Annotated in this window: 15 protein-coding genes; 3 read left to right on the top strand and 12 right to left on the bottom strand. The window is 57.4% G+C overall.

Annotation, left to right across the window (positions count from 1 at the left end; all coding sequences use genetic code 11):
* Nucleotides 1–5: 5 nt before the first annotated feature.
* Genes apaH through lptD form a run of 6 tightly spaced genes read right to left on the bottom strand, consistent with a single transcriptional unit; the run spans nt 6 to nt 6,735 of the window.
* Entirely contained in the window at nt 6–854 is an 849-nt protein-coding gene (gene apaH, locus IM294_RS09900; RefSeq protein ID WP_028015478.1) for a bis(5'-nucleosyl)-tetraphosphatase (symmetrical) ApaH, read from the bottom strand.
* Between the two features lie 4 nt (nt 855–858).
* Nucleotides 859–1,236, bottom strand: coding sequence for a Co2+/Mg2+ efflux protein ApaG (gene apaG / locus IM294_RS09895; protein WP_014882505.1), 378 nt, complete (start codon nt 1,234–1,236; stop codon nt 859–861).
* A gap of 3 nt (nt 1,237–1,239) precedes the next feature.
* Entirely contained in the window at nt 1,240–2,061 is an 822-nt protein-coding gene (gene rsmA, locus IM294_RS09890; protein ID WP_028015479.1) for a 16S rRNA (adenine(1518)-N(6)/adenine(1519)-N(6))-dimethyltransferase RsmA, read from the bottom strand.
* Nucleotides 2,058–3,044 carry a 4-hydroxythreonine-4-phosphate dehydrogenase PdxA gene (gene pdxA / locus IM294_RS09885; RefSeq protein WP_059357859.1) on the bottom strand — a complete coding sequence of 329 codons (987 nt, stop codon included), beginning with the start codon at nt 3,042–3,044 and terminating at the stop codon, nt 2,058–2,060. Before pdxA ends, rsmA begins: the two co-directional genes overlap by 4 nt.
* Nucleotides 3,044–4,330, bottom strand: coding sequence for a peptidylprolyl isomerase SurA (gene surA / locus IM294_RS09880; RefSeq protein WP_028015481.1), 1,287 nt, complete (start codon nt 4,328–4,330; stop codon nt 3,044–3,046). The genes pdxA and surA overlap by 1 nt, the downstream gene beginning before the upstream one ends.
* Nucleotides 4,331–4,383: 53 nt before the next feature.
* Nucleotides 4,384–6,735, bottom strand: a complete 2,352-nt coding sequence (gene lptD / locus IM294_RS09875) for an LPS assembly protein LptD (protein ID WP_048960664.1) — start codon at nt 6,733–6,735, stop codon at nt 4,384–4,386.
* Nucleotides 6,736–6,974: 239 nt separating this feature from the next.
* Here lptD and djlA point away from each other — a divergent pair, with 239 nt between their 5' ends.
* Complete coding sequence (djlA, locus tag IM294_RS09870) at nt 6,975–7,790, top strand: co-chaperone DjlA (RefSeq protein WP_028015483.1); 816 nt, start codon at nt 6,975–6,977, stop codon at nt 7,788–7,790.
* A 30-nt stretch (nt 7,791–7,820) separates the two neighbouring features.
* Here djlA and rluA read toward each other — a convergent pair whose 3' ends face one another.
* From rluA to araB, 6 genes are all read right to left on the bottom strand, one after another.
* Nucleotides 7,821–8,480: a bifunctional tRNA pseudouridine(32) synthase/23S rRNA pseudouridine(746) synthase RluA gene (gene rluA / locus IM294_RS09865; RefSeq protein WP_028015484.1), complete on the bottom strand. Its 660-nt coding sequence runs from the start codon at nt 8,478–8,480 to the stop codon at nt 7,821–7,823.
* Between the two features lie 12 nt (nt 8,481–8,492).
* Nucleotides 8,493–11,399, bottom strand: coding sequence for an RNA polymerase-associated protein RapA (gene rapA / locus IM294_RS09860; RefSeq protein WP_045631141.1), 2,907 nt, complete (start codon nt 11,397–11,399; stop codon nt 8,493–8,495).
* Nucleotides 11,400–11,527: 128 nt separating this feature from the next.
* Nucleotides 11,528–13,885, bottom strand: a complete 2,358-nt coding sequence (gene polB / locus IM294_RS09855) for a DNA polymerase II (RefSeq protein WP_126817854.1) — start codon at nt 13,883–13,885, stop codon at nt 11,528–11,530.
* A gap of 74 nt (nt 13,886–13,959) precedes the next feature.
* Nucleotides 13,960–14,655 carry an L-ribulose-5-phosphate 4-epimerase gene (araD, locus tag IM294_RS09850; protein ID WP_028015487.1) on the bottom strand — a complete coding sequence of 232 codons (696 nt, stop codon included), beginning with the start codon at nt 14,653–14,655 and terminating at the stop codon, nt 13,960–13,962.
* A 47-nt stretch (nt 14,656–14,702) separates the two neighbouring features.
* Nucleotides 14,703–16,205: an L-arabinose isomerase gene (gene araA, locus IM294_RS09845; RefSeq protein WP_126817986.1), complete on the bottom strand. Its 1,503-nt coding sequence runs from the start codon at nt 16,203–16,205 to the stop codon at nt 14,703–14,705.
* Nucleotides 16,206–16,215: 10 nt separating this feature from the next.
* Nucleotides 16,216–17,925, bottom strand: coding sequence for a ribulokinase (araB, locus tag IM294_RS09840; RefSeq protein ID WP_126817852.1), 1,710 nt, complete (start codon nt 17,923–17,925; stop codon nt 16,216–16,218).
* Nucleotides 17,926–18,260: 335 nt separating this feature from the next.
* Between araB and araC the strand changes: the two genes are divergently transcribed.
* Both araC and IM294_RS09830 read left to right on the top strand, forming a co-directional pair.
* Nucleotides 18,261–19,106 carry an arabinose operon transcriptional regulator AraC gene (araC, locus tag IM294_RS09835; protein ID WP_028015490.1) on the top strand — a complete coding sequence of 282 codons (846 nt, stop codon included), beginning with the start codon at nt 18,261–18,263 and terminating at the stop codon, nt 19,104–19,106.
* 118 nt (nt 19,107–19,224) lie between these two features.
* On the top strand, nt 19,225–19,992 hold the full coding sequence (locus IM294_RS09830) for a DedA family protein (RefSeq protein ID WP_045259445.1): 768 nt from the start codon (nt 19,225–19,227) through the stop codon (nt 19,990–19,992).
* Nucleotides 19,993–20,028: the final 36 nt, after the last annotated feature.

Genomic DNA, 20,028 nt, shown 5'->3' with positions numbered 1-20,028 from the left:
ATGATTCAGGAGGCAACGGCCTCACTTTCCCCTAAGTCCAGCTGTCGGTTGGACGGCTGAACAAAGTAAGTTTTATCTTCCCAGCGTAAGCAGGTCAACTCTCCGCCCCAGCAGCATCCGGTATCCAGACCGTAGATCCCGTCCGGCGTGCCTTTTCCTTCCAGCGCAGCCCAGTGGCCAAAGACGACGTTGTACTCGCTTGTCACGGGTCCAGGAATGGCAAACCACGGTTTGAGCGGGGCAGGCGCGCTTTCCGGCGTCTCTTTGGAATACATGTCCAGCTGCCCGTTCGGGAAGCAGAAACGCATGCGCGTAAAAGCGTTGGTAATAAAACGCAGGCGGGCCAGACCGCTGAGATCCTCGCTCCAGTGATTCGGCATATCGCCATACATGGCATCAAGGAAGAAGGGGTACGAGTCGCTCGCCAGCACCGCCTCAACGTCACGCGCGCAGGTTTTAGCCGTCTCAAGATCCCATTGCGGGGTGATCCCGGCATGAGCCATGACCAGCTTTTTCTCCTCATCGACCTGCAGTAAAGGCTGGCGGCGCAGCCAGTTAATCAGTTCGTCCGCGTCTGGCGCATCCAGCAGGGGAGAGAGGCGATCTTTAGGTTTGTTGCGGCTGATCCCGGCAAATACGGCCAACAGGTGAAGATCGTGATTGCCCAGCACCATGCGCACGCTGTCGCCCAGAGATTTGACGAAACGTAAAACCTCAAGCGAGCCCGGGCCACGCGCGACTAAATCGCCCGTCAGCCAGAGCGTGTCCTGTCCTGGCGTAAAGTCGACCTGTTTTAACAATGCGATCAGTTCATCGTAGCAACCGTGAACGTCGCCAATCAGATATGTAGACATTAGATTAATGAATGAGTGTGGTTACGGCGAGACGGAACACAGGAATAGCAACGCGGAACACATTGCCATCGACGTCGACCATTTCATAATGGCCTTGCATGGTACCCAGCGGCGTTTCAATTACCGCGCCGCTGGTGTACTGATACTCTTCGCCAGGGGCGATGTGGGGCTGTTCACCGACCACTCCTTCACCCTGAACTTCAATTTCGCGGCCATTGCCGTTGGTGATAAGCCAGTAGCGCCCGCGCAGCTGCACGGGCATCCGCCCCAGATTGCGAATGGTCACGGTGTAAGCAAAGACAAAACGCTCTTCATCCGGCGAGGATTGCGATTCAACATAGACGCTTTGTACATGGACACATACGCGGGGCGAATCAATCATGGCTTAACTCTCCTTCGGCGGCGCATTTTCGCTGATGTAATTAGCCAGCTTGCAGTACTGCTCTACGGAAATGTTTTCCGCACGCATTGCCGGGTCGATCCCCAGCTCTGCTAACACCTCAACGGTAAACGAATTGCTCAGACTGTTACGGATCGTTTTACGGCGCTGGTTAAAGGCTTCCGTGGTGATGCGGCTCAGTACACGCAGATCTTTAACCGGGTACGGTTTCGTTTTGTGCGGCACAAGGCGCACAACCGCAGAATCTACTTTCGGTGGCGGCGTGAACGCTGATGGCGGTACTTCGAGTACCGGGATCACGTTGCAGTAATATTGTGCCATCACGCTTAAACGACCATACGCTTTACTGTTCGGCCCTGCAACCAGACGGTTAACAACCTCTTTTTGCAACATGAAGTGCATGTCGGCAATGGCATCAGTATAGCTAAAGAGGTGGAACATTAGCGGCGTGGAGATGTTATACGGCAGGTTGCCGAACACGCGCAGCGGCTGGCCCATTTTTTCCGACAGTTCGCCAAAGTTCATGGTCATGGCATCCTGCTGATAGATGGTCAGCTTTGGTCCGAGGAACGGGTGCGTTTGCAGGCGTGCGGCCAGGTCGCGGTCCAGTTCGATAACGGTCAGCTCGTCGAGGCGTTCGCCTACCGGCTCGGTCAGTGCGGCAAGGCCCGGGCCGATTTCGACCATAGCCTGACCCTTCTGCGGATTAATAGCAGAGACGATGCTGTCGATCACGAATTGATCGTTGAGAAAGTTTTGCCCGAAGCGTTTACGGGCTAAGTGGCCCTGATGGACTCGATTAGTCATTGAGTATTAACAATCATTTTGATGGCGAGATTAAGCGCCGTAATAAAACTGCCGACATCCGCTTTCCCCTGGCCTGCCAGATCCAGCGCAGTGCCGTGGTCAACGGACGTTCGAATAAAGGGTAAACCGAGGGTGATATTCACCCCGCGGCCAAAGCCCTGGTATTTTAGCACGGGCAGACCCTGATCGTGGTACATCGCGAGGACGGCGTCGGCATTATCCAGGTATTTTGGCTGGAAAAGGGTGTCCGCAGGCAGCGGCCCGCTGAGATTCATCCCTTTGGCGCGCATTTCTTCAAGCACCGGAATAATGGTGTCGATCTCTTCGGTGCCCATGTGACCCCCTTCACCCGCGTGCGGATTCAGGCCGCAGACCAGAACGTGCGGCCGCTTGATGCCGAACTTCGTTTGCAGGTCGTGATGCAGGATCCCGATGATCTCCCGCAGCAGTTCCGGGGTGATGGCATCAGGAATGGCCTTGATCGGTAGATGGGTGGTCACGAGAGCAACGCGCATCGCTTCCGTCGCCAGCATCATCACCACTTTCGGGCTGTGCGAGCGCTCTTCGAAGAACTCGGTATGCCCGGTAAAAGGGATGCCCGCTTCGTTGATGACGCCCTTATGCACGGGGCCGGTGATCAGAGCGGCAAATTCCCCCTTCAGGCAACCGTCGCAGGCGCGGGCAAGGGTTTCCACGACGTAGTGGCCATTTTCCGTGCTGAGCTGGCCTGGAATAACGGGTGTACGAAGGGGAACAGAAAGAAGAGTGAGCGTACCGGCCTGCTGTGGTGCGGGCTGTTGGCCTTCAACGTAAGGGATGAGCGTTAAGGGCAGACCGAGCAGATTCGCCCGGTCTTGTAACAGTGTTGCATCCGCGCAGACAACCAATTCTACTGGCCAGCTGCGCTGGGCGAGCTGGACAACGAGGTCAGGCCCAATCCCGGCAGGTTCGCCGGGAGTGATAACAACACGATGCTGTTTCATTAGTTGCTCAGGACTTTCACGTAAGCACTGGCGCGCTGTTCCTGCATCCAGGTTGCCGCTTCTTCGGAGAACTTACGGTTAAACAGCATACGATAGGCTCTGTCTTTCTGCGCCGCATCCGTTTTGTCCACGTTGCGGGTGTCCATCAGCTCGATCAGATGCCAGCCAAATGAAGAGTGAACCGGGGCACTGATCTGGCCTTTATTCAGTTTCATCAGCGCATCGCGGAAGGCAGGATCGTAAATGTCCGCAGCCGCCCAGCCCAGATCGCCGCCCTGGTTCGCAGAGCCAGGATCCTGAGAGAACTCTTTCGCTGCATTGGCAAACGACGTTTTACCGCTCTTAATATCTGCGGCAATTTGCTCCAGCTTCGCACGCGCCTGATCGTCAGTCATGATCGGTGACGGCTTCAGCAGAATGTGGCGGGCGTGAACTTCAGTCACGGAGATATTCTGGCTCTGACCGCGCAGATCGTTCACTTTCAGAATGTGGAAGCCCACCCCTGAACGGATTGGACCGACGATATCGCCTTTCTTCGCCGTGCTCAGCGCCTGAGCAAAGATAGATGGCAGCTCCTGGATACGTCCCCAGCCCATCTGACCGCCTTTCAGGGCCTGTTGGTCAGCAGAGTAGGTGATAGCCAGCTTGCCAAAGTCGCCGCCGTTACGCGCCTGGTCGACAATTGAACGTGCCTGACTTTCTGCTTCAGCAGCCTGATCTGACGTTGGGTTCTCTGGCAGTGGGATCAGAATGTGGCTCAGGTTCAGCTCTGTGCTCGCATCGTTCTGGTTGCCCACCTGTTTTGCCAGCGCATCCACTTCCTGAGGCAGGATGGTGACGCGGCGACGGACTTCATTATTACGCACTTCTGAAATCAGCATCTCTTTACGGATCTGGTTACGGTAGGTAGCGTAGCTGATGCCGTCATAGGCCAGACGGCTGCGCATCTGGTCCGGCGACATGTTGTTCTGCTTTGCAATGTTAGCGATAGCCTGATCAAGCTGCTCGTCGGTCACCTTCACGCCCATTTTTTGACCCATCTGCAGGATAATCTGATCCATGATCAGACGCTCCAGGATCTGGTGGCGCAGCGTGGCGTCATCCGGAAGTTGCTGACCCGCTTCGCCCGAATTGAGCTTCACGGATTTCATCAGACCATCAACGTCACTTTCGAGCACGACGCCGTTGTTAACGACAGCGGCGACCTTATCAACAACCTGGGGGGCCGCGAAGCTGGTATTCGCAACCATAGCGACACCAAGCAGCAGCGTTTTCCAGTTCTTCATACTTTTTCCATTTCAATTAACCGCAAAGCGGATTACGTTGTAAATCAAGCACATTACAAAGAACTACTGTACGGCAGAATGTTCGAACGCAGCATCTGATGCGTGCCCAGGCCGTAGTTGGAGCTCAGGCCGCGCAGTTCGACATTAAAGCCAATCACGTTATCGTATTTGCTCTGATTGTTTACAGTGTCCCAGCCGTTAAGCTTACGCTCGTAACCGACGCGCAGCGCGTAACAGCAGGAGTTATATTGCAGACCAACCATCTGGTCCGCTGGCTTATTCGCGTTGGTGTCAAAGTAGTAAGCGCCTACGATTGACCAGCGGTCGGCGATAGGCCAGCTTGCTGCACCACCAACCTGCGAGATGCCGTCTTTATACTGTTCTGCGCCTGCATAAGAAGGCAATGTTGCCTGAATATATTCCGGGCTGGCATAACGATACGTCAACTGTACCATGCGGTCTTCATCGCGACGGTACTCAATAGCGGCACTGCTTGTGGCGATATTATCGAGGCGAGTGTCATATTGCACACCACCACGCAGGCCCCAACGGTCAGTCATGCGCCAGTACGTGTCTCCCGCCCATACCAGCGATCCCGTTTTGTTGTCTTTCTCCCACTGAATGTTGTCATCACCGGTACGTGACTCGGTGAAATAGTAGATTTGACCAACAGAAACGTTAAAACGTTCAACGGCGGCATCATCATAAACGCGTGTTGTGACGCCGGTCGTTAACTGGTTAGCGGAGGCGATACGGTCCAGACCGCCGTAAGTACGATCGCGGAACAGGCCGCTGTAGTCAGACTGCAGTAAAGACGAGTCGTAGTTTTGAATCTTGCTCTGATCGCGATATGGCACGTACAAATACTGCATACGCGGTTCAAGCGTCTGGGTATAACCATCCGCCAGCAGGCCCATATCACGCTCGAAGATCAGCTTCCCGTCCATTTTGAACTGCGGGAGCGTTCGGTTAACCGACTCTTCCAGATGCGCATTGTTCGTGGTGTTGTAATTATCAATATTTTTTTGCTGATAGTGCGTCGCCATCAGCTTGGCTTCGGTATTCAGGCTTGCCCAGTCGTTAGACCACGGCAGATTGATCGTCGGCTCCAGGTGAACACGCGTAGCTTCCGGCATGTCCGAATCCGTGTTCACGAAATGTACCGCCTGAGCGTAAACCCGGGTGTCGAATGGACCTACATTATTCTGATACCAGTTAACGTCCAGCTGCGGCTCTGCACCATAGGTAGGCGTGGACTGGTCAGAGAATACCTGGAACTGTTTGGTTGAGACGGTTGCATCAAAGTTCTGCAACGCATAGCCTACGCTGAACTTCTGCGTGGCATAGCCATCCGTGCTCGAACCGTATTTAGACGAGAAGTCGTTAAAATAAGATGAGTCGCTAACTTTGGTATAGTCAACGTTAAAGCGCCACACCTGATCCATCACTCCGGCATGCTGCCAGTAGAATAGCCAGCGGTGTTTATCGCCTTCTGTAGGGTGCTCATCCTGGAAGACCTTATCCGACGGCAGATAATCCAGCTCCATCAGGCCAGCACCGGCCTGAGTCAGATAGCGGAACTCGTTTTCCCACATGATGTTGCCGCGCTTGTGGATATAGTGCGGCGTGATCGTGGCGTCCATGTTGGGCGCGATGTTCCAGTAATACGGCAGGTAGAACTCAAAGTAGTTCGTGGTGCTGTATTTGGCATTCGGGATCAGGAAGCCCGAGCGACGCTTGTCACCTACGGGAAGCTGGAGATAAGGGCTGTAGAATACCGGCACCGGACCCAGCTTAAAGCGTGCGTTCCAGATCTCTGCGACCTGCTCTTCACGGTCATGGATAACTTCGCTCCCGACCACGCTCCAGGTATTTGAACCCGGCAGACATGATGTAAAGGAGCCATTCTCCAGAATCGTATAGCGGTTTTCACCGCGCTGTTTCATCAGGTCCGCTTTACCGCGTCCCTGGCGACCCACCATCTGGTAATCACCTTCCCAGACGTTAGTATCTTTGGTATTCAGGTTTGACCAGGCTTTCGGACCTTTCAGGATGACCTGATTGTCGTCATAGTGCACATTACCCAGCGCATCCACCGTTCGTACCGGCTCGACCGCGCCTTCCGGCTGCTTCTGGTGCAACTGCACTTCATCAGCCTGCAGGCGGCTATTGCCCTGGTTAATATCCACATTGCCCGTAAACGTGGCATTGTCAGGATAAGTACCTTTGGAGCTATCGGCAGTAATGGTTACCGGCAAGCTATTTGTATCGCCCTCCACCAGTGGGCGATTATAACTTGGGACGCCAAGCATACACTGCGAGGCGAGATCGGCCGCCAGCCCCTGTTGACTGTACAGGGCGGAGCCAATCATTGTGGCCAGGAGGGTGGGGATACGTTTTTTCATACGTTATATTTTATTGTTCCGTCATCAGTGGCTACGGCTTACAAACGCTCAGAGACTATCTTACTCATCAGCGCAGTACCAGCGTTAATCCTGCCCGTTTGCGCGCCAGAGTGTTAGGCTCGCTATCGAATGACGAGTATGATAAAGCAAATTATAGGCGATGTCCTTCAATTGACCGTGGCTTGAACACTGTGATGATGACGTTGCGTCGGCAGGGAATATGACTATCCGGGGAGTATATGCAGTATTGGGGTAAAATAATCGGCGTTGCGTTCGCCATCATCATGGGTGCCGGATTCTGGGGAATTGTGCTTGGGCTTATCATTGGCCATATGTTTGATAAGGCACGCAGCCGCAAAATGGCCTGGTTTGCCAATCAGCGCGAGCGCCAGTCGCTCTTTTTCTCCACCACCTTTGAGGTCATGGGGCACTTAACCAAATCCAAAGGCCGCGTGACCGAAGCGGATATTCAGATTGCCAGCGTTTTTATGGATCGCATGAACCTGCATGGTGAGTCCCGCCTGGCGGCGCAGAATGCGTTTCGCATCGGTAAATCGGATAACTATCCGCTGCGTGAAAAGATGCGCCAGTTCCGCAGCATCTGCTTCGGACGTTTTGATTTAATTCGGATGTTTCTGGAAATCCAAATCCAGGCGGCGTTTGCCGACGGCTCGCTTCACCCCAATGAACGCGATGTCCTGTACGTTATTGCGGAAGAACTGGGTATCTCCCGTATGCAGTTTGACCAGTTCCTGCGCATGATGCAGGGCGGCGCCCAGTTTGGCGGCGGCTATCACCAGCAGTCTTCCGGCGGTGCATGGCAGCAGGCGCAGCGTGGCCCGACGCTGGAAGATGCCTGCAACGTGCTTGGCGTGAAGCCCACGGACGATCAAACCACGATTAAACGTGCCTACCGTAAGCTGATGAGCGAGCATCATCCTGACAAGCTGGTGGCGAAAGGTTTACCGCCGGAAATGATGGAGATGGCGAAGCAAAAAGCGCAGGAAATCCAGAAGGCGTACGAGCTCATTAAAGAGAAGAAAGGTTTCAAATAAGAAAAAGCCCGACAATGTCGGGCTTTTTTTTCAGAAGTCCACCGGGGCCTTAAACGTCATCGCGTTACCGAAAGTAGGGTGGGTGATGGTGAGCGTCTGCGCATGGAGCTGCAGGCGTGGCGCTAACGCCAGGGCCTCTGGCGGGGCGTAGAAGCGGTCACCCAGAATCGGGTGACCCAGGGCAAGCATATGCACGCGCAGCTGGTGTGAACGTCCGGTAATCGGCTTAAGCAAGACGCGCGCGGTGTTATCCGGCGCGTACTCCAGCACTTCATATTCGGTTTGCGCGGCCTTGCCGGTTTCATAACACACCTTCTGCTTTGGCCTGTTCGGCCAGTCGCAAATCAGCGGTAAATCCACCAGCCCTTCCGCCTGCGCCGGGTGGCCCCAGACGCGGGCAACATACTGCTTCTTCGGCTCGCGCTCGCGGAACTGACGCTTCAGCTCGCGCTCCGCTGCTTTATTCAGCGCCACCACAATCACGCCGCTGGTGGCCATGTCCAGGCGATGGACGGACTCGGCCTGCGGATAATCGCGCTGAATGCGCGTCATCACGCTGTCCTTGTGCTCATCCAGACGGCCCGGCACGGACAACAGCCCGCTGGGCTTGTTGACCACCATAATGTGTTCATCCTGATACAAAATGACCAGCCAGGGATCCTGCGGCGGATTATACGGCTCCATCACCATCTTGCGCTCCGTTTACTGATGCGTCACAACGATAAGACGCAGGGCATCCAGACGCCAGCCTGCCTGATTCAGGCTTTCCAGCACCTGCTGACGGTTGCTTTCAATTGCCGCCAGTTCGTCGTCGCGGATGTTCGGGTTGACCGCTTTTAACGCTTCCAGACGGGACAGCTCGGCAGAAAGTTTCTCGTCGGCTTCATTGCGCGCGGCGTCAATCAGGTCTCGGGCCGCTTTTTCGATCTGGATTTCGCCCTGCTGGAGAATGGCGTGCACGTCCTGCTGCACCGCGTTCACCAGCTTGCTGCCGGTATGGCGGTTCACCGCGCTCAGCTGGCGGTTGAAGCTTTCGAACTCCACCTGTCCTGCCAGGTTCGTACCGTTTTTATCCAGCAGCAAACGCACCGGCGTTGGCGGCAGGAAGCGGTTGAGCTGCAGCTGTTTCGGCGCCTGTGCTTCCACAACATAGATCAGCTCCAGCAGCAGCGTGCCTACAGGCAGCGCCTTGTTTTTCAACAGGGAGATGGTGCTGCTGCCGGTATCACCGGAGAGGATCAGATCCAGCCCGTTGCGGATCAGCGGGTGTTCCCAGGTGATGAACTGAGCATCTTCGCGGGACAGCGCCACGTCACGCTCGAAGGTGATGGTACAGCCATCTTCCGGCAGGCCCGGGAAATCGGGCACCAGCATGTGGTCTGACGGGGTTAACACGATCAGGTTCTCGCCACGATCGTCCTGGTTAATTCCGACAATGTCGAACAGGTTCATGGAGAAGCCGATCAGGCTGGTGTCGTCATCTTGTTCTTCAATGCTCTCGGCAAGCGCCTGCGCTTTTTCGCCACCGTTGGAGTGGATCTCCAGCAGGCGGTCGCGCCCCTGTTCAAGCTGCGCCTTCAGCGCTTCATGTTTCTCGCGGCAGGATTTAATCAGATCGTCAAAACCGTCGGTATTTTCCGGCGCGGCCAGGTAACCGATCAGATCGCCGTGTACCTGGTCATAAATGGTGCGGCCCGTTGGGCAGGTATGCTCAAACGCATCCAGACCTTCGTGGAACCAGCGCACCAGTACCGACTGAGCGGTTTTTTCCAGGTACGGCACGTGGATCTGAATATCATGCGCCTGGCCGATACGATCCAGACGGCCGATACGCTGCTCCAGCAGATCCGGGTTGAACGGCAGATCGAACATCACCAGATTGCTGGCGAACTGGAAGTTACGCCCTTCAGAACCGATTTCGGAGCACAGCATCACCTGCGCGCCGCTGTCCTCTTCACTGAACCACGCCGCCGCGCGGTCGCGCTCGACAATGGACATGCCTTCGTGGAACACGGCGGCACGAATGCCTTCGCGCTCGCGCAGAACCTGTTCCAGCTGCAGCGCGGTGGCGGCTTTGGCGCAGATCACCAGCACTTTCTGGGAGCGGTGCGCGGTCAGGTAGCCCATCAGCCACTCCACGCGCGGGTCGAAGTTCCACCAGGTGCCGGTATCGCCTTCAAATTCCTGATAAATCTGTTCCGGGTAGAGCATGTCACGCGCGCGCTCTTCCTGAGTTTTGCGCGCGCCCATAATGCCGGAGACTTTAATCGCCGTCTGATACTGCGTCGGCAGCGGGAGCTTGATGGTGTGCAGTTCGCGTTTAGGGAACCCTTTCACGCCGTTACGGGTGTTGCGGAACAGCACGCGGCTGGTGCCGTGACGGTCCATCAGCATGTCGATCAGCTCTTTACGCGCGGATCCCGCATTCTCGCTGTCGCTGTTCGCGGCCTGCAGCAGCGGCTCGATATCCTGCTCGCCAATCAGATCGCTCAGGGTGTTAAGTTCGTCGTTTGAGAGACGTTTACCCGCCAGCAGCAGCGCGACGGCATCCGCAACCGGACGGTAGTTGTTCTGCTCTTCCACGAACTGAGCGAAGTCGTGGAAACGGTTTGGATCGAGCAGGCGCAGACGGGCGAAGTGACTCTCCAGACCGAGCTGCTCCGGCGTTGCGGTCAGCAGCAGGACGCCGGGCACGCGCTCGGCAAGCTGTTCAATCGCCATATATTCGCGGCTTGGGGCATCTTCGCTCCACACCAGGTGGTGTGCTTCGTCGACGACCATCAGGTCCCATTCGGCATCGCACAGATGCTCAAGGCGCTGCTTGCTGCGGCGCACGAAATCCAGCGAGCAGATTACCAGCTGTTCGGTTTCAAACGGGTTGTCCGCGTCGTGCTGCGCTTCGGCATAGCGCTCGTCGTCGAACAGGGAGAAGCGCAGGTTAAAGCGGCGCAGCATCTCCACCAGCCACTGGTGTTGCAGCGTTTCCGGCACCACAATCAGCACGCGCTCGGCTGCGCCGGAGAGCAGTTGCTGGTGCAGAATCATGCCCGCTTCGATGGTTTTACCCAGGCCCACTTCGTCGGCAAGCAGCACGCGGGGCGCATGGCGACGGCCCACGTCATGGGCGATATTCAGCTGGTGGGGGATCAGGCTGGTGCGCTGGCCGCGCAGGCCACTCCACGGCATGCGGTACTGTTCGCTCTGGAACTTACGCGCGCGGTAGCGCAGGGAGAAGCGATCCATACGGTCGATTTGCCCGGCAAACAGACGGTCCTGCGGCTTGCTGAACACCAGTTTGCTGTCGAGCAGCACTTCACGCAGGATGACGTTCGTCTCGTCGGTATCAAGACGCGTTCCGATGTAGGCGAGCAGTCCATTCTCTTCTTTTACGTCTTCAACCTTTAGCTGCCAGCCTTCGTGGCTGGTCACGGTGTCGCCCGGATTGAACATTACGCGGGTCACAGGGGAGTCATTGCGGGCGTACAGGCGGTTTTCACCGGTAGCAGGGAAGAGGAGGGTAACCATGCGCGCATCAACGGCAACGACGGTTCCTAATCCAAGTTCGCTTTCTGTATCGCTGATCCAGCGTTGACCAAGTGTAAAAGGCATAGTTGTTCGGCTCTAATCTTTAATTGCAGGCAATAGTTCGACCCCCGTCAAAAAAGACGGTCATCGAAAAATGGGTCCGGGAATGGAAAGGGCGCTATGGTACTGGATGGCAGCCATTTCGTCACGCGTCAAAATAGGCCAAGTTGCCCTGTCACAAGTGTAGCAAAATCGTCGTCGATGAACGGTAAAATTCCCTCCGCAACCGGCTGAAGCTGGCGGGTCAGGTAGTGATCGTAATCGAGAGACGACTGCTGGTAATCAACGGGCTCCGGCCCGTTCGTTGTCCAGACGTATTTTATCGTCCCCCGGTTCTGATACTGCGGCGCGCGGCCCCGGCGTACATTCTCTTCGTCCGCCAGGCGCGCGGCGCGCACGTGGGGCGGGACGTTGCGCTGGTACTCCGCCAGCGGGCGGCGCAGGCGCTTGCGATACACCAGCTGGTCATCCAGCTCGCCGGCCATCAGGCTGGCGATGGTTTCGCGGATGTAGTCCTGATAGGGCTCGTTGCGGAAGATCCGCAGATAGAGCGTCTGCTGGAACTGCTGGGCCAGCGGCGTCCAGTCAGTGCGCACCGTCTCGAGGCCTTTAAAGACCATTCTCTGCTTTTCACCCTCCTGGATCAGCCCGGCGTAGCGCTTCTTGCTGCCCTGGTCAGTACCGCGGATGGTGGGCATTAAAAAGCGGGCAAAATGGGTTTCAAATTCCAGTTCTAATGCGCTGGTTAACCGCTCTTTTTGCAAATGTTCCTGCCACCAGTCGTTTACGAAGGCCACCAGTTCTTTGCCGATTCGTGAGGCGTCGTCTTCTGAATGTGCGCCCTTAAGCCACACAAAGGTTGAATCCGTGTCGCCGTAGATAACGTCATAGCCCCGGGATTCAATCAGCGCTTTGGTCTGACGCATGATGTCGTGTCCGCGCATGGTGATGGACGACGCCAGACGCGGATCGAAGAAGCGGCAGGCGCTGGTACCCAGCACGCCGTAGAAAGCGTTCATAATAATTTTCAGGGCCTGCGAGAGCGGCTTGTTGCCATGACGTTTCGCCTCGTCGCGGCCGTGCCAGATGTTCCCCACAATCTCCGGCAGACAGTGTTTTTCGCGCGAGAAGCGTGCCCCGAGAAAACCTTCGGTGCTGTGCGCGTCGTCTGGCTGCGCCATCCCCTCCACCAGCCCCACCGGGTCAATAAGGAAAGTGCGGATAATTGACGGGTAGAGGCTTTTGTAGTCCAGCACCAGAACCGAGTCATACAGTCCTGGGCGGGAGTCCATCACGTAGCCGCCGGGGCTGGCCTGCGGCGGTACGTCCCCGAGGTTGGGCGCAACATAGCCCGCACGGTGCATTCGTGGGAAATAGAGGTGGCTAAAAGCGGCTACCGAGCCGCCGTGCCTGTCAGCCGCGAGGCCATTTACCGTCGCGCGCTCCAGCAGGAACGGCATGATCTCGGTTTTGTGGAATATCTGCGTCACCAGCTCGCAGTCTTTCAGGTTATAGGTGGCGAGCGCCGGTTTGTCTTCGTTGAAGCGCCGGTCAATCTCGTCCATGCGGTCCCACGGATTGTCGATGGATTTGCCTTCACCGAGCAATTCCTGCGCTACCGCTTCCAGAGAGAAGGAGGAGAAATTCCAGAACGCGGATTTCAGCGCCTCGATGCCGTCGATAATCAGGCGGCCGTTGGCCTGCGCAAAGAACACACCGTTCTTAAAGCCGTGCTCGCGCCACTCCAGCTCCGTATTTCCGCGCCCGAGCATCAGTGGGATGCGATACCGCTCTGCGTGTTTTTGCAGCACGCGCAGGTCAAACTGCACCACGTTCCAGCCGATCAGCACGTCCGGGTCGTGCTCGGCAAACCACTGGTTAAGCTTCTCCAGCAGCTGCGGTCGGCTGTTGACGTACTCAAGCTGAAAATCGAGCGCGGACGCATCGCCGTTCGGCGGTCCGAGCATATAGACAACCCGCTGCCCGCAGCCTTCCAGGCCGATGCAGTACAGTTCGCCGTGGCGGGTGGTTTCGATATCCAGGGAAACCCACTTTAGCGGGGGGCGATAATGCGGATTAGGCTTCAGGCGAGCGTTGATAAGGGTGCCGTTTTGCTCAGCGCCGTCAACCCAGACGGGGGCGGTAATAAACCGCTCCATCAGAAAGCGTTCCGGCGGACGAATGTCCGCTTCGTAGAGCGTCACGCCCGCTTCGCGCAGCAGTTTTTCGTAGCGCATCAGCTGGCGATGGGCGCGGCAGTAAAGGCCATACACCGGCTGACGATGGAAATCTTTTAGCTCAAGAGGCGTGAGACGCCAGCCGTTTTCACCGCGCAGCAGCTGCTTTACCTTCTCGACGTGGCCTTCAGGGATAAACGCCACGGACTCCTGAGGCGGCAGGGTAACGTGCAGCGGGCCGTTATCCGTCGCCAGCCAGAACGCAACCTCGGTGCCCTGAGGGGTATCCCGCCAGTGTCGGGTCAGTAAAAAGCCTTCTTGCGCCTGTGCCACGCCTCTATCCCACAAAACAAAACCAGGCCTGATTATAGCCTGGTTGAATGTTTTATGCTGGGGATATATACAGTTTATTGTCCGTAATAGGCCTTCGCGCCGTGCTTGCGCAGGTAGTGTTTATCCAGCAGGGTTTGCTGCATATCCGGCAACTGCGGTGCCAGCTGGCGGCAGAAGATCCCCATATAGGCGATTTCCTCCAGCACTATTGCGTTATGCACCGCGTCTTGCGCGTTTTTACCCCAGGCAAACGGGCCGTGAGAATGCACCAGTACGCCGGGCATTTGCGCCGCGTCGATCCCCTGTTTTTCAAAGGTTTCGACGATCACGTTCCCGGTTTCCCATTCGTACTCACCGTTAATCTCCGCATCGGTCATCAGACGCGTGCAGGGAATGGTGCCGTAAAAGTAGTCCGCGTGGGTGGTGCCGGTGGCCGGAATGGACTGGCCCGCCTGCGCCCAGATGGTCGCGTGACGCGAATGGGTATGCACGATGCCGCCGATAGTCGGGAAGGACTGATACAGCAGACGGTGGGTGGGCGTATCGGACGACGGCTTTTTGTTACCTTCCACCACTTCACCCGTTTCGATGCTGACCACGACCATATCCTCTGCGGTCATCACCGTGTAATCCACGCCCGAAGGCTTGATCACGAATACCCCTTTTTCCCGGTCAACGGCGCTGACGTTGCCCCAGGTCAGGGTCACCAGGTTATGTTTTGGCAGCGCCAGGTTGGCTTCAAGTACCTGACGTTTGAGATCTTCTAACATCGTTGTCTCCCTGCCCGGCGAGCGCAGCGCCACCGGGCATTACGTACTTAGCGTTTTGAACCGTAATAGACTTCGTTCCAGCGCAGCGCGTCTTTAAAGGCTGGCAGACGGGTGTCGTTATCAATCACGGTCAGCTCGATATCGTGCAGCTCGGCAAACTGGCGCATATCGTTCAGGTCCAGCGCGTGGCTGAAGACGGTGTGGTGCGCGCCACCCGCCAGGATCCACGCCTCTGACGCGGTTGGCAGGTCCGGCTGCGCTTTCCACAGGGCATTGGCGACCGGCAGCTTCGGCAGTGAGTGCGGGGTTTCAACCGCATCGACGCAGTTCACCAGCAGGCGGAAGCGGTCGCCGAGGTCGATCAGGCTGGCGTTGATGGCCGGACCGGTACGGGTGTTGAAGATAAGACGGGCCGGATCCGCTTTGCCGCCAATGCCGAGATACTGCACGTCAAGGATCGGTTTATCTTCAACCGCGATAGAGGGACACACTTCCAGCATGTGCGAGCCGAGCACCAGATCGTTGCCGTTCTCGAAGTGGTAGGTGTAGTCCTCCATAAAGGAGGTGCCGCCCTGCAGACCGGTCGACATCACCTTCATGATGCGAAGCAGAGCGGCAGTTTTCCAGTCGCCTTCACCCGCAAAGCCGTAGCCCTGCTGCATCAGACGTTGTACGGCCAGACCCGGCAGCTGTTTCAGGCCGTGCAGGTCTTCAAATGTAGTGGTAAAGGCATGGAAGCCGCCCTGTTCCAGAAAACGCTTCATGCCCAGCTCAATGCGCGCTGCATCCAGCACGTTCTGGCGCTTGTCGCCGTTAACTTGCGCCGCAGGCGTCAGGCGGTAGCTGCTTTCGTACTCGTCCACCAGCGCGCTCACGTCGCCGTCGCTGATGTCATTCACCACCTGCACCAGGTCGCCCACCGCCCAGGTATTCACGGAGAAGCCGAACTTGATCTGCGCGGCCACTTTATCGCCGTCGGTCACCGCCACTTCACGCATGTTGTCGCCGAAACGCACCACTTTCAGGTGGCGGGTATCCTGCTTAGAGACCGCCTGACGCATCCAGGAGCCGATACGCTGTTGCGCCTTGCCGTCCTGCCAGTGGCCGGTGACCACAGCGTGCTGCTGGCGCATGCGCGCGCCGATGAAGCCGAACTCGCGGCCGCCGTGCGCGGTCTGGTTCAGGTTCATGAAGTCCATGTCGATGCTGTCCCACGGCAGGGAGGCATTGAACTGAGTGTGGAACTGCAGCAGCGGTTTGTTGAGGATTGCCAGGCCGTTGATCCACATTTTGGCCGGTGAGAAGGTGTGCAGCCACACGACCAGGCCGGCGCATTTGTCGTCGTAGTTGGCGTCACGGCAGATATTGGTGATTTCGTCCGGCGTCGTACCCAGCGGCTTCAGCACCAGTTTGCACGGCAGTTTGGCTTCCGCGTTCAGCGCGTTAACCACGTGCTCCGCGTGTTTCGTTACCTGCTGTAGCGCTTCCGGTCCGTACAGATGCTGGCTGCCAATCACAAACCACACTTCATAATTATTAAAAATGGTCATCATCGTGTCCTTAATGGGTCAGGGTTGCCGTAGTGTCCGCGGTGCTTTTGGCCGGGGCGGCGACAGGGAGATAGTGAAGCTCGGCGCTTTTTGCCCATTGCTGGTAGCGCTGATAAAGCTGTTCAAAGCGTTGTGCCTGCTGGACACGCGGCTGGAGCGTGTTTTCGACGGCGCTTGCCATGTGCTGCTGCGCGGTCGGGATATCCGCATGAACGCCTGCGGCCACGGCAGCGAAAATCGCGGCGCCCAGCGCGCAGCACTGATCGGAGGCCACAATCTGCAGCGGACGGTTCAGCACGTCGCAGCAGGCCTGCATAATCACCGGGTTTTTACGGGCGATACCGCCCAGCGCCATCACGTTGTTCACGTCGATGCCCTGTTCGGTGAAGCACTCCATAATGGCGCGCGCGCCGAACGCGGTGGCGGCAATCAGACCGCCGAACAGCGCCGGGGCATCGGTCGCCAGGTTGAGATCGGTAATCACCCCCTTCAGGCGCTGGTTGGCAAACGGCGTGCGGCGACCGTTAAACCAGTCCAGCACCACCGGCAGGTGGTCGAGAGACGGATTTTTTGCCCAGGCTTCGGTGAGCTGCGGCAGGAGCTGTTTTTTGCTCGCGGTAATCTGCGTTTTCAGTTCAGGATGCGCGGCAGCCAGCTGATCCAGCGGCCAGCCGAGCACCCGGCCAAACCAGGCGTAGATATCGCCAAACGCGGACTGCCCCGCTTCGAGGCCGATAAAATCTGGCACCACGCTGCCGTCAACCTGGCCGCAGATCCCTTTCACCGCGCGGTCGCCGACGCTGGCTTTATCTGCCGTCAGAATGTCGCAGGTGGAGGTGCCAATCACTTTCACCAGCGTGTTAGGCTGCGCACCCGCGCCCACGGCACCCATGTGGCAGTCGAACGCGCCGCCGGAAATGGTCACGCTTTGCGGCAGGCCGAGACGCGTCGCCCACTCTTCGCAGAGCGTGCCGACCGGAATATCGGCGGTGAAGGTGTCGGTAAAGAGCGGGTATTTCAGGTTTTTGTTGATGATCGGGTCAAGTTCATCGAAGAACGCAGCCGGAGGAAGACCGCCCCAGCCTTCATGCCACAGGGATTTATGCCCGGCGCTGCAGCGGCCGCGGCGGATATCCTGCGGGCGAGTGGTGCCGGAGAGCAGGGCTGGCACCCAGTCGCACAGCTCAATCCATGATGCCGCGGCCTGGGCGACCGAAGCGTCCGCGCGGGTAACGTGCAGGATTTTGGCCCAGAACCATTCGCTGGAGTAGATGCCGCCGATGTAGCGCGAGTAGTCGGTTTTGCCCGGCTGATGGCATAAGCGGGTGATGGCTTCCGCCTCTTCCACGGCGGTATGGTCTTTCCAAAGCACGAACATGGCGTTCGGGTTGTCGGCAAACTCCGGGCGCAGCGCCAGCACGCGGCCTTCAGCGTCCACCGGGGCTGGCGTTGAACCGGTGCTGTCGACGCCAATCCCCACGACGTCGGCCCGCTGGGCGTCAGTCAGTTCAGCCAGCACGGTTTTGATCGCCGCTTCCATCGATTCAATGTAATCGCGCGGGTGGTGACGGAACTGGTTGTTTGGCGCATCGCAGTAGCGCCCCTCTTGCCAGCGCGGATACCACTCAACGCTGGTTGCTATCTCCTGGCCAGTCGTACAGTCCACTGCCAGCGCGCGAACCGAGTCGCTGCCAAAATCGAGGCCAATTGCAATTGCCATGGTGTTGCTCCATCCGAAACAGGTATGGAAGAACATTAGAGACTGGGGATAAAAATCGTCAGGCAGGATCCGCTAATCTTATGGACTAAATTGCTGTTACGACGGAAAGTGTGACGCCGTGCAAATATTCAATGTGGACATTTCTGCCGCACTTATAGACACTTTTGTTACTGCTTCTCTGCCCGTGCCGGCAGAAAAATCAGGGGAAAAGGCTGAAACATGGCGGACGTAAAAGAGGCGTGATGCTTTTTGGATCTTTTCGCAGGCCATTTTTATACTGCTTTTAACGATATGGACAAATGGTTTCCTTCAGGACCCTTGGGAGAACTGAATCTATGGCCGAACCGCAAAACGATCCCCTGCTGCCGGGATACTCATTTAACGCCCATCTGGTGGCGGGGCTGACGCCAATTGAGGCCGAGGGGTATCTCGATTTTTACGTCGACCGGCCGCTCGGCATGAAAGGGTATATTCTGAACCTGACCGTACGCGGGGAAGGGGTGATCAAAAACGGCGATCGGCAGTTTGTTTGCCGCCCGGGCGATATGCTGCTGTTCCCGCCGGGGGAGATCCACCACTACGGGCGTCACCCGGACGCCAAAGAGTGGTATCACCAGTGGGTCTATTTCCGTCCGCGCGCCTACTGGCAGGAGTGGCTCTCATGGCCGGCTATTTTCGCGCAAACGGGTTTTTATCGTCCGGATGAGGCGCATCTGGCGCAGTTTCGTGAACTGTTCGCACAAATTATTGAGGCGGGGCAGGCGGGCGGGCGCTATGCCGAACTGCTGGCGATCAACCTGCTTGAGCAGGTGCTGCTGCGCCGCATGGAGGCGATCAACGAGTCGCTTAACCCGCCGCTGGATAACCGCGTCCGCGACGCCTGCCAGTACATCAGCGACCATCTGGCCGACAGCCAGTTTGATATCGCCAGCGTTGCCCAGCACGTCTGTCTTTCGCCGTCCCGCCTGTCACACCTGTTCCGCCAGCAGCTTGGCGTGAGCGTGCTGAGCTGGCGTGAGGATCAGCGCATCAGCCAGGCAAAGCTGTTGCTCAGCACCACCCGGATGCCTATCGCGACCGTCGGACGCAACGTGGGCTTTGAAGATCAGCTCTATTTCTCTCGAGTGTTTAAGAAGTGCACCGGCGCCAGTCCCAGTGAATTCCGCGCGGGATGTGAATAAACGGTAAACATTCAGGTGAACTTCAGGAGCATCCTGTAAACTATTCAGACAATTGATGCCTTGACGCGGTGCGGGGCGCTAAGCAGAATCGCTGATTCGTTTTCTGACCGGAATAGTTATGCAGGCATTGCTGGAACACTTTATTACCCAGTCCGTTATGTACTCGCTCATCGCCGTGGCGCTGGTGGCGTTTCTGGAATCGCTGGCGCTGGTTGGGCTGATCCTGCCCGGCACCGTGATGATGGCGGGGCTTGGGGCGCTTATTGGCAGCGGTGAGGTCAATTTCTGGCAGGCGTGGCTGGCCGGGATTATCGGCTGCCTGCTGGGGGACTGGATCTCCTTCTGGCTGGGCTGGCGCTTTAAGAAGCCGCTGCACCGCTGGTCGTTCATGAAAAAGAACAAAGCGCTGCTGGATAAAACCGAACATGCGCTGCACCAGCACAGCATGTTCACCATTCTGGTAGGCCGCTTTGTCGGGCCAACGCGTCCGCTGGTGCCGATGGTGGCGGGGATGCTGGATCTGCCCGTCGCAAAATTCGTGGTGCCGAACATTATCGGCTGCGTATTCTGGCCGCCGTTTTACTTCCTGCCGGGGATCCTCGCGGGTGCGGCCATTGATATCCCTGACGGTATGCAAAGCGGTGAGTTCAAGTGGCTGCTGCTGGGAACGGCGGTACTGCTGTGGCTGGCGGCCTGGCTCTGCTGGCGGCTATGGCGCAGCGCGAAAGCCAGCGTCGATCGCCTGACGCGCTATCTCCCGCGCGCGCGCCTGCTCTGGCTGGCCCCGCTGACGCTGGGCGTGGCGGTGGTGGCGCTGGTCGCGCTGATTCGTCACCCGCTGATGCCGGTGTACGGCGAGATCCTGCTGAAGGTGGTGAGCCGTTAAGGTGTTTTCCCTCTCCCCGTGGGAGAGGGCCAGGGT

The sequence above is a fragment of the Enterobacter cloacae complex sp. P43RS genome (assembly GCF_014930585.1).
Taxonomy (GTDB): domain Bacteria; phylum Pseudomonadota; class Gammaproteobacteria; order Enterobacterales; family Enterobacteriaceae; genus Enterobacter; species Enterobacter bugandensis.
This window is presented reverse-complemented; position numbering and strand designations above follow the sequence as displayed.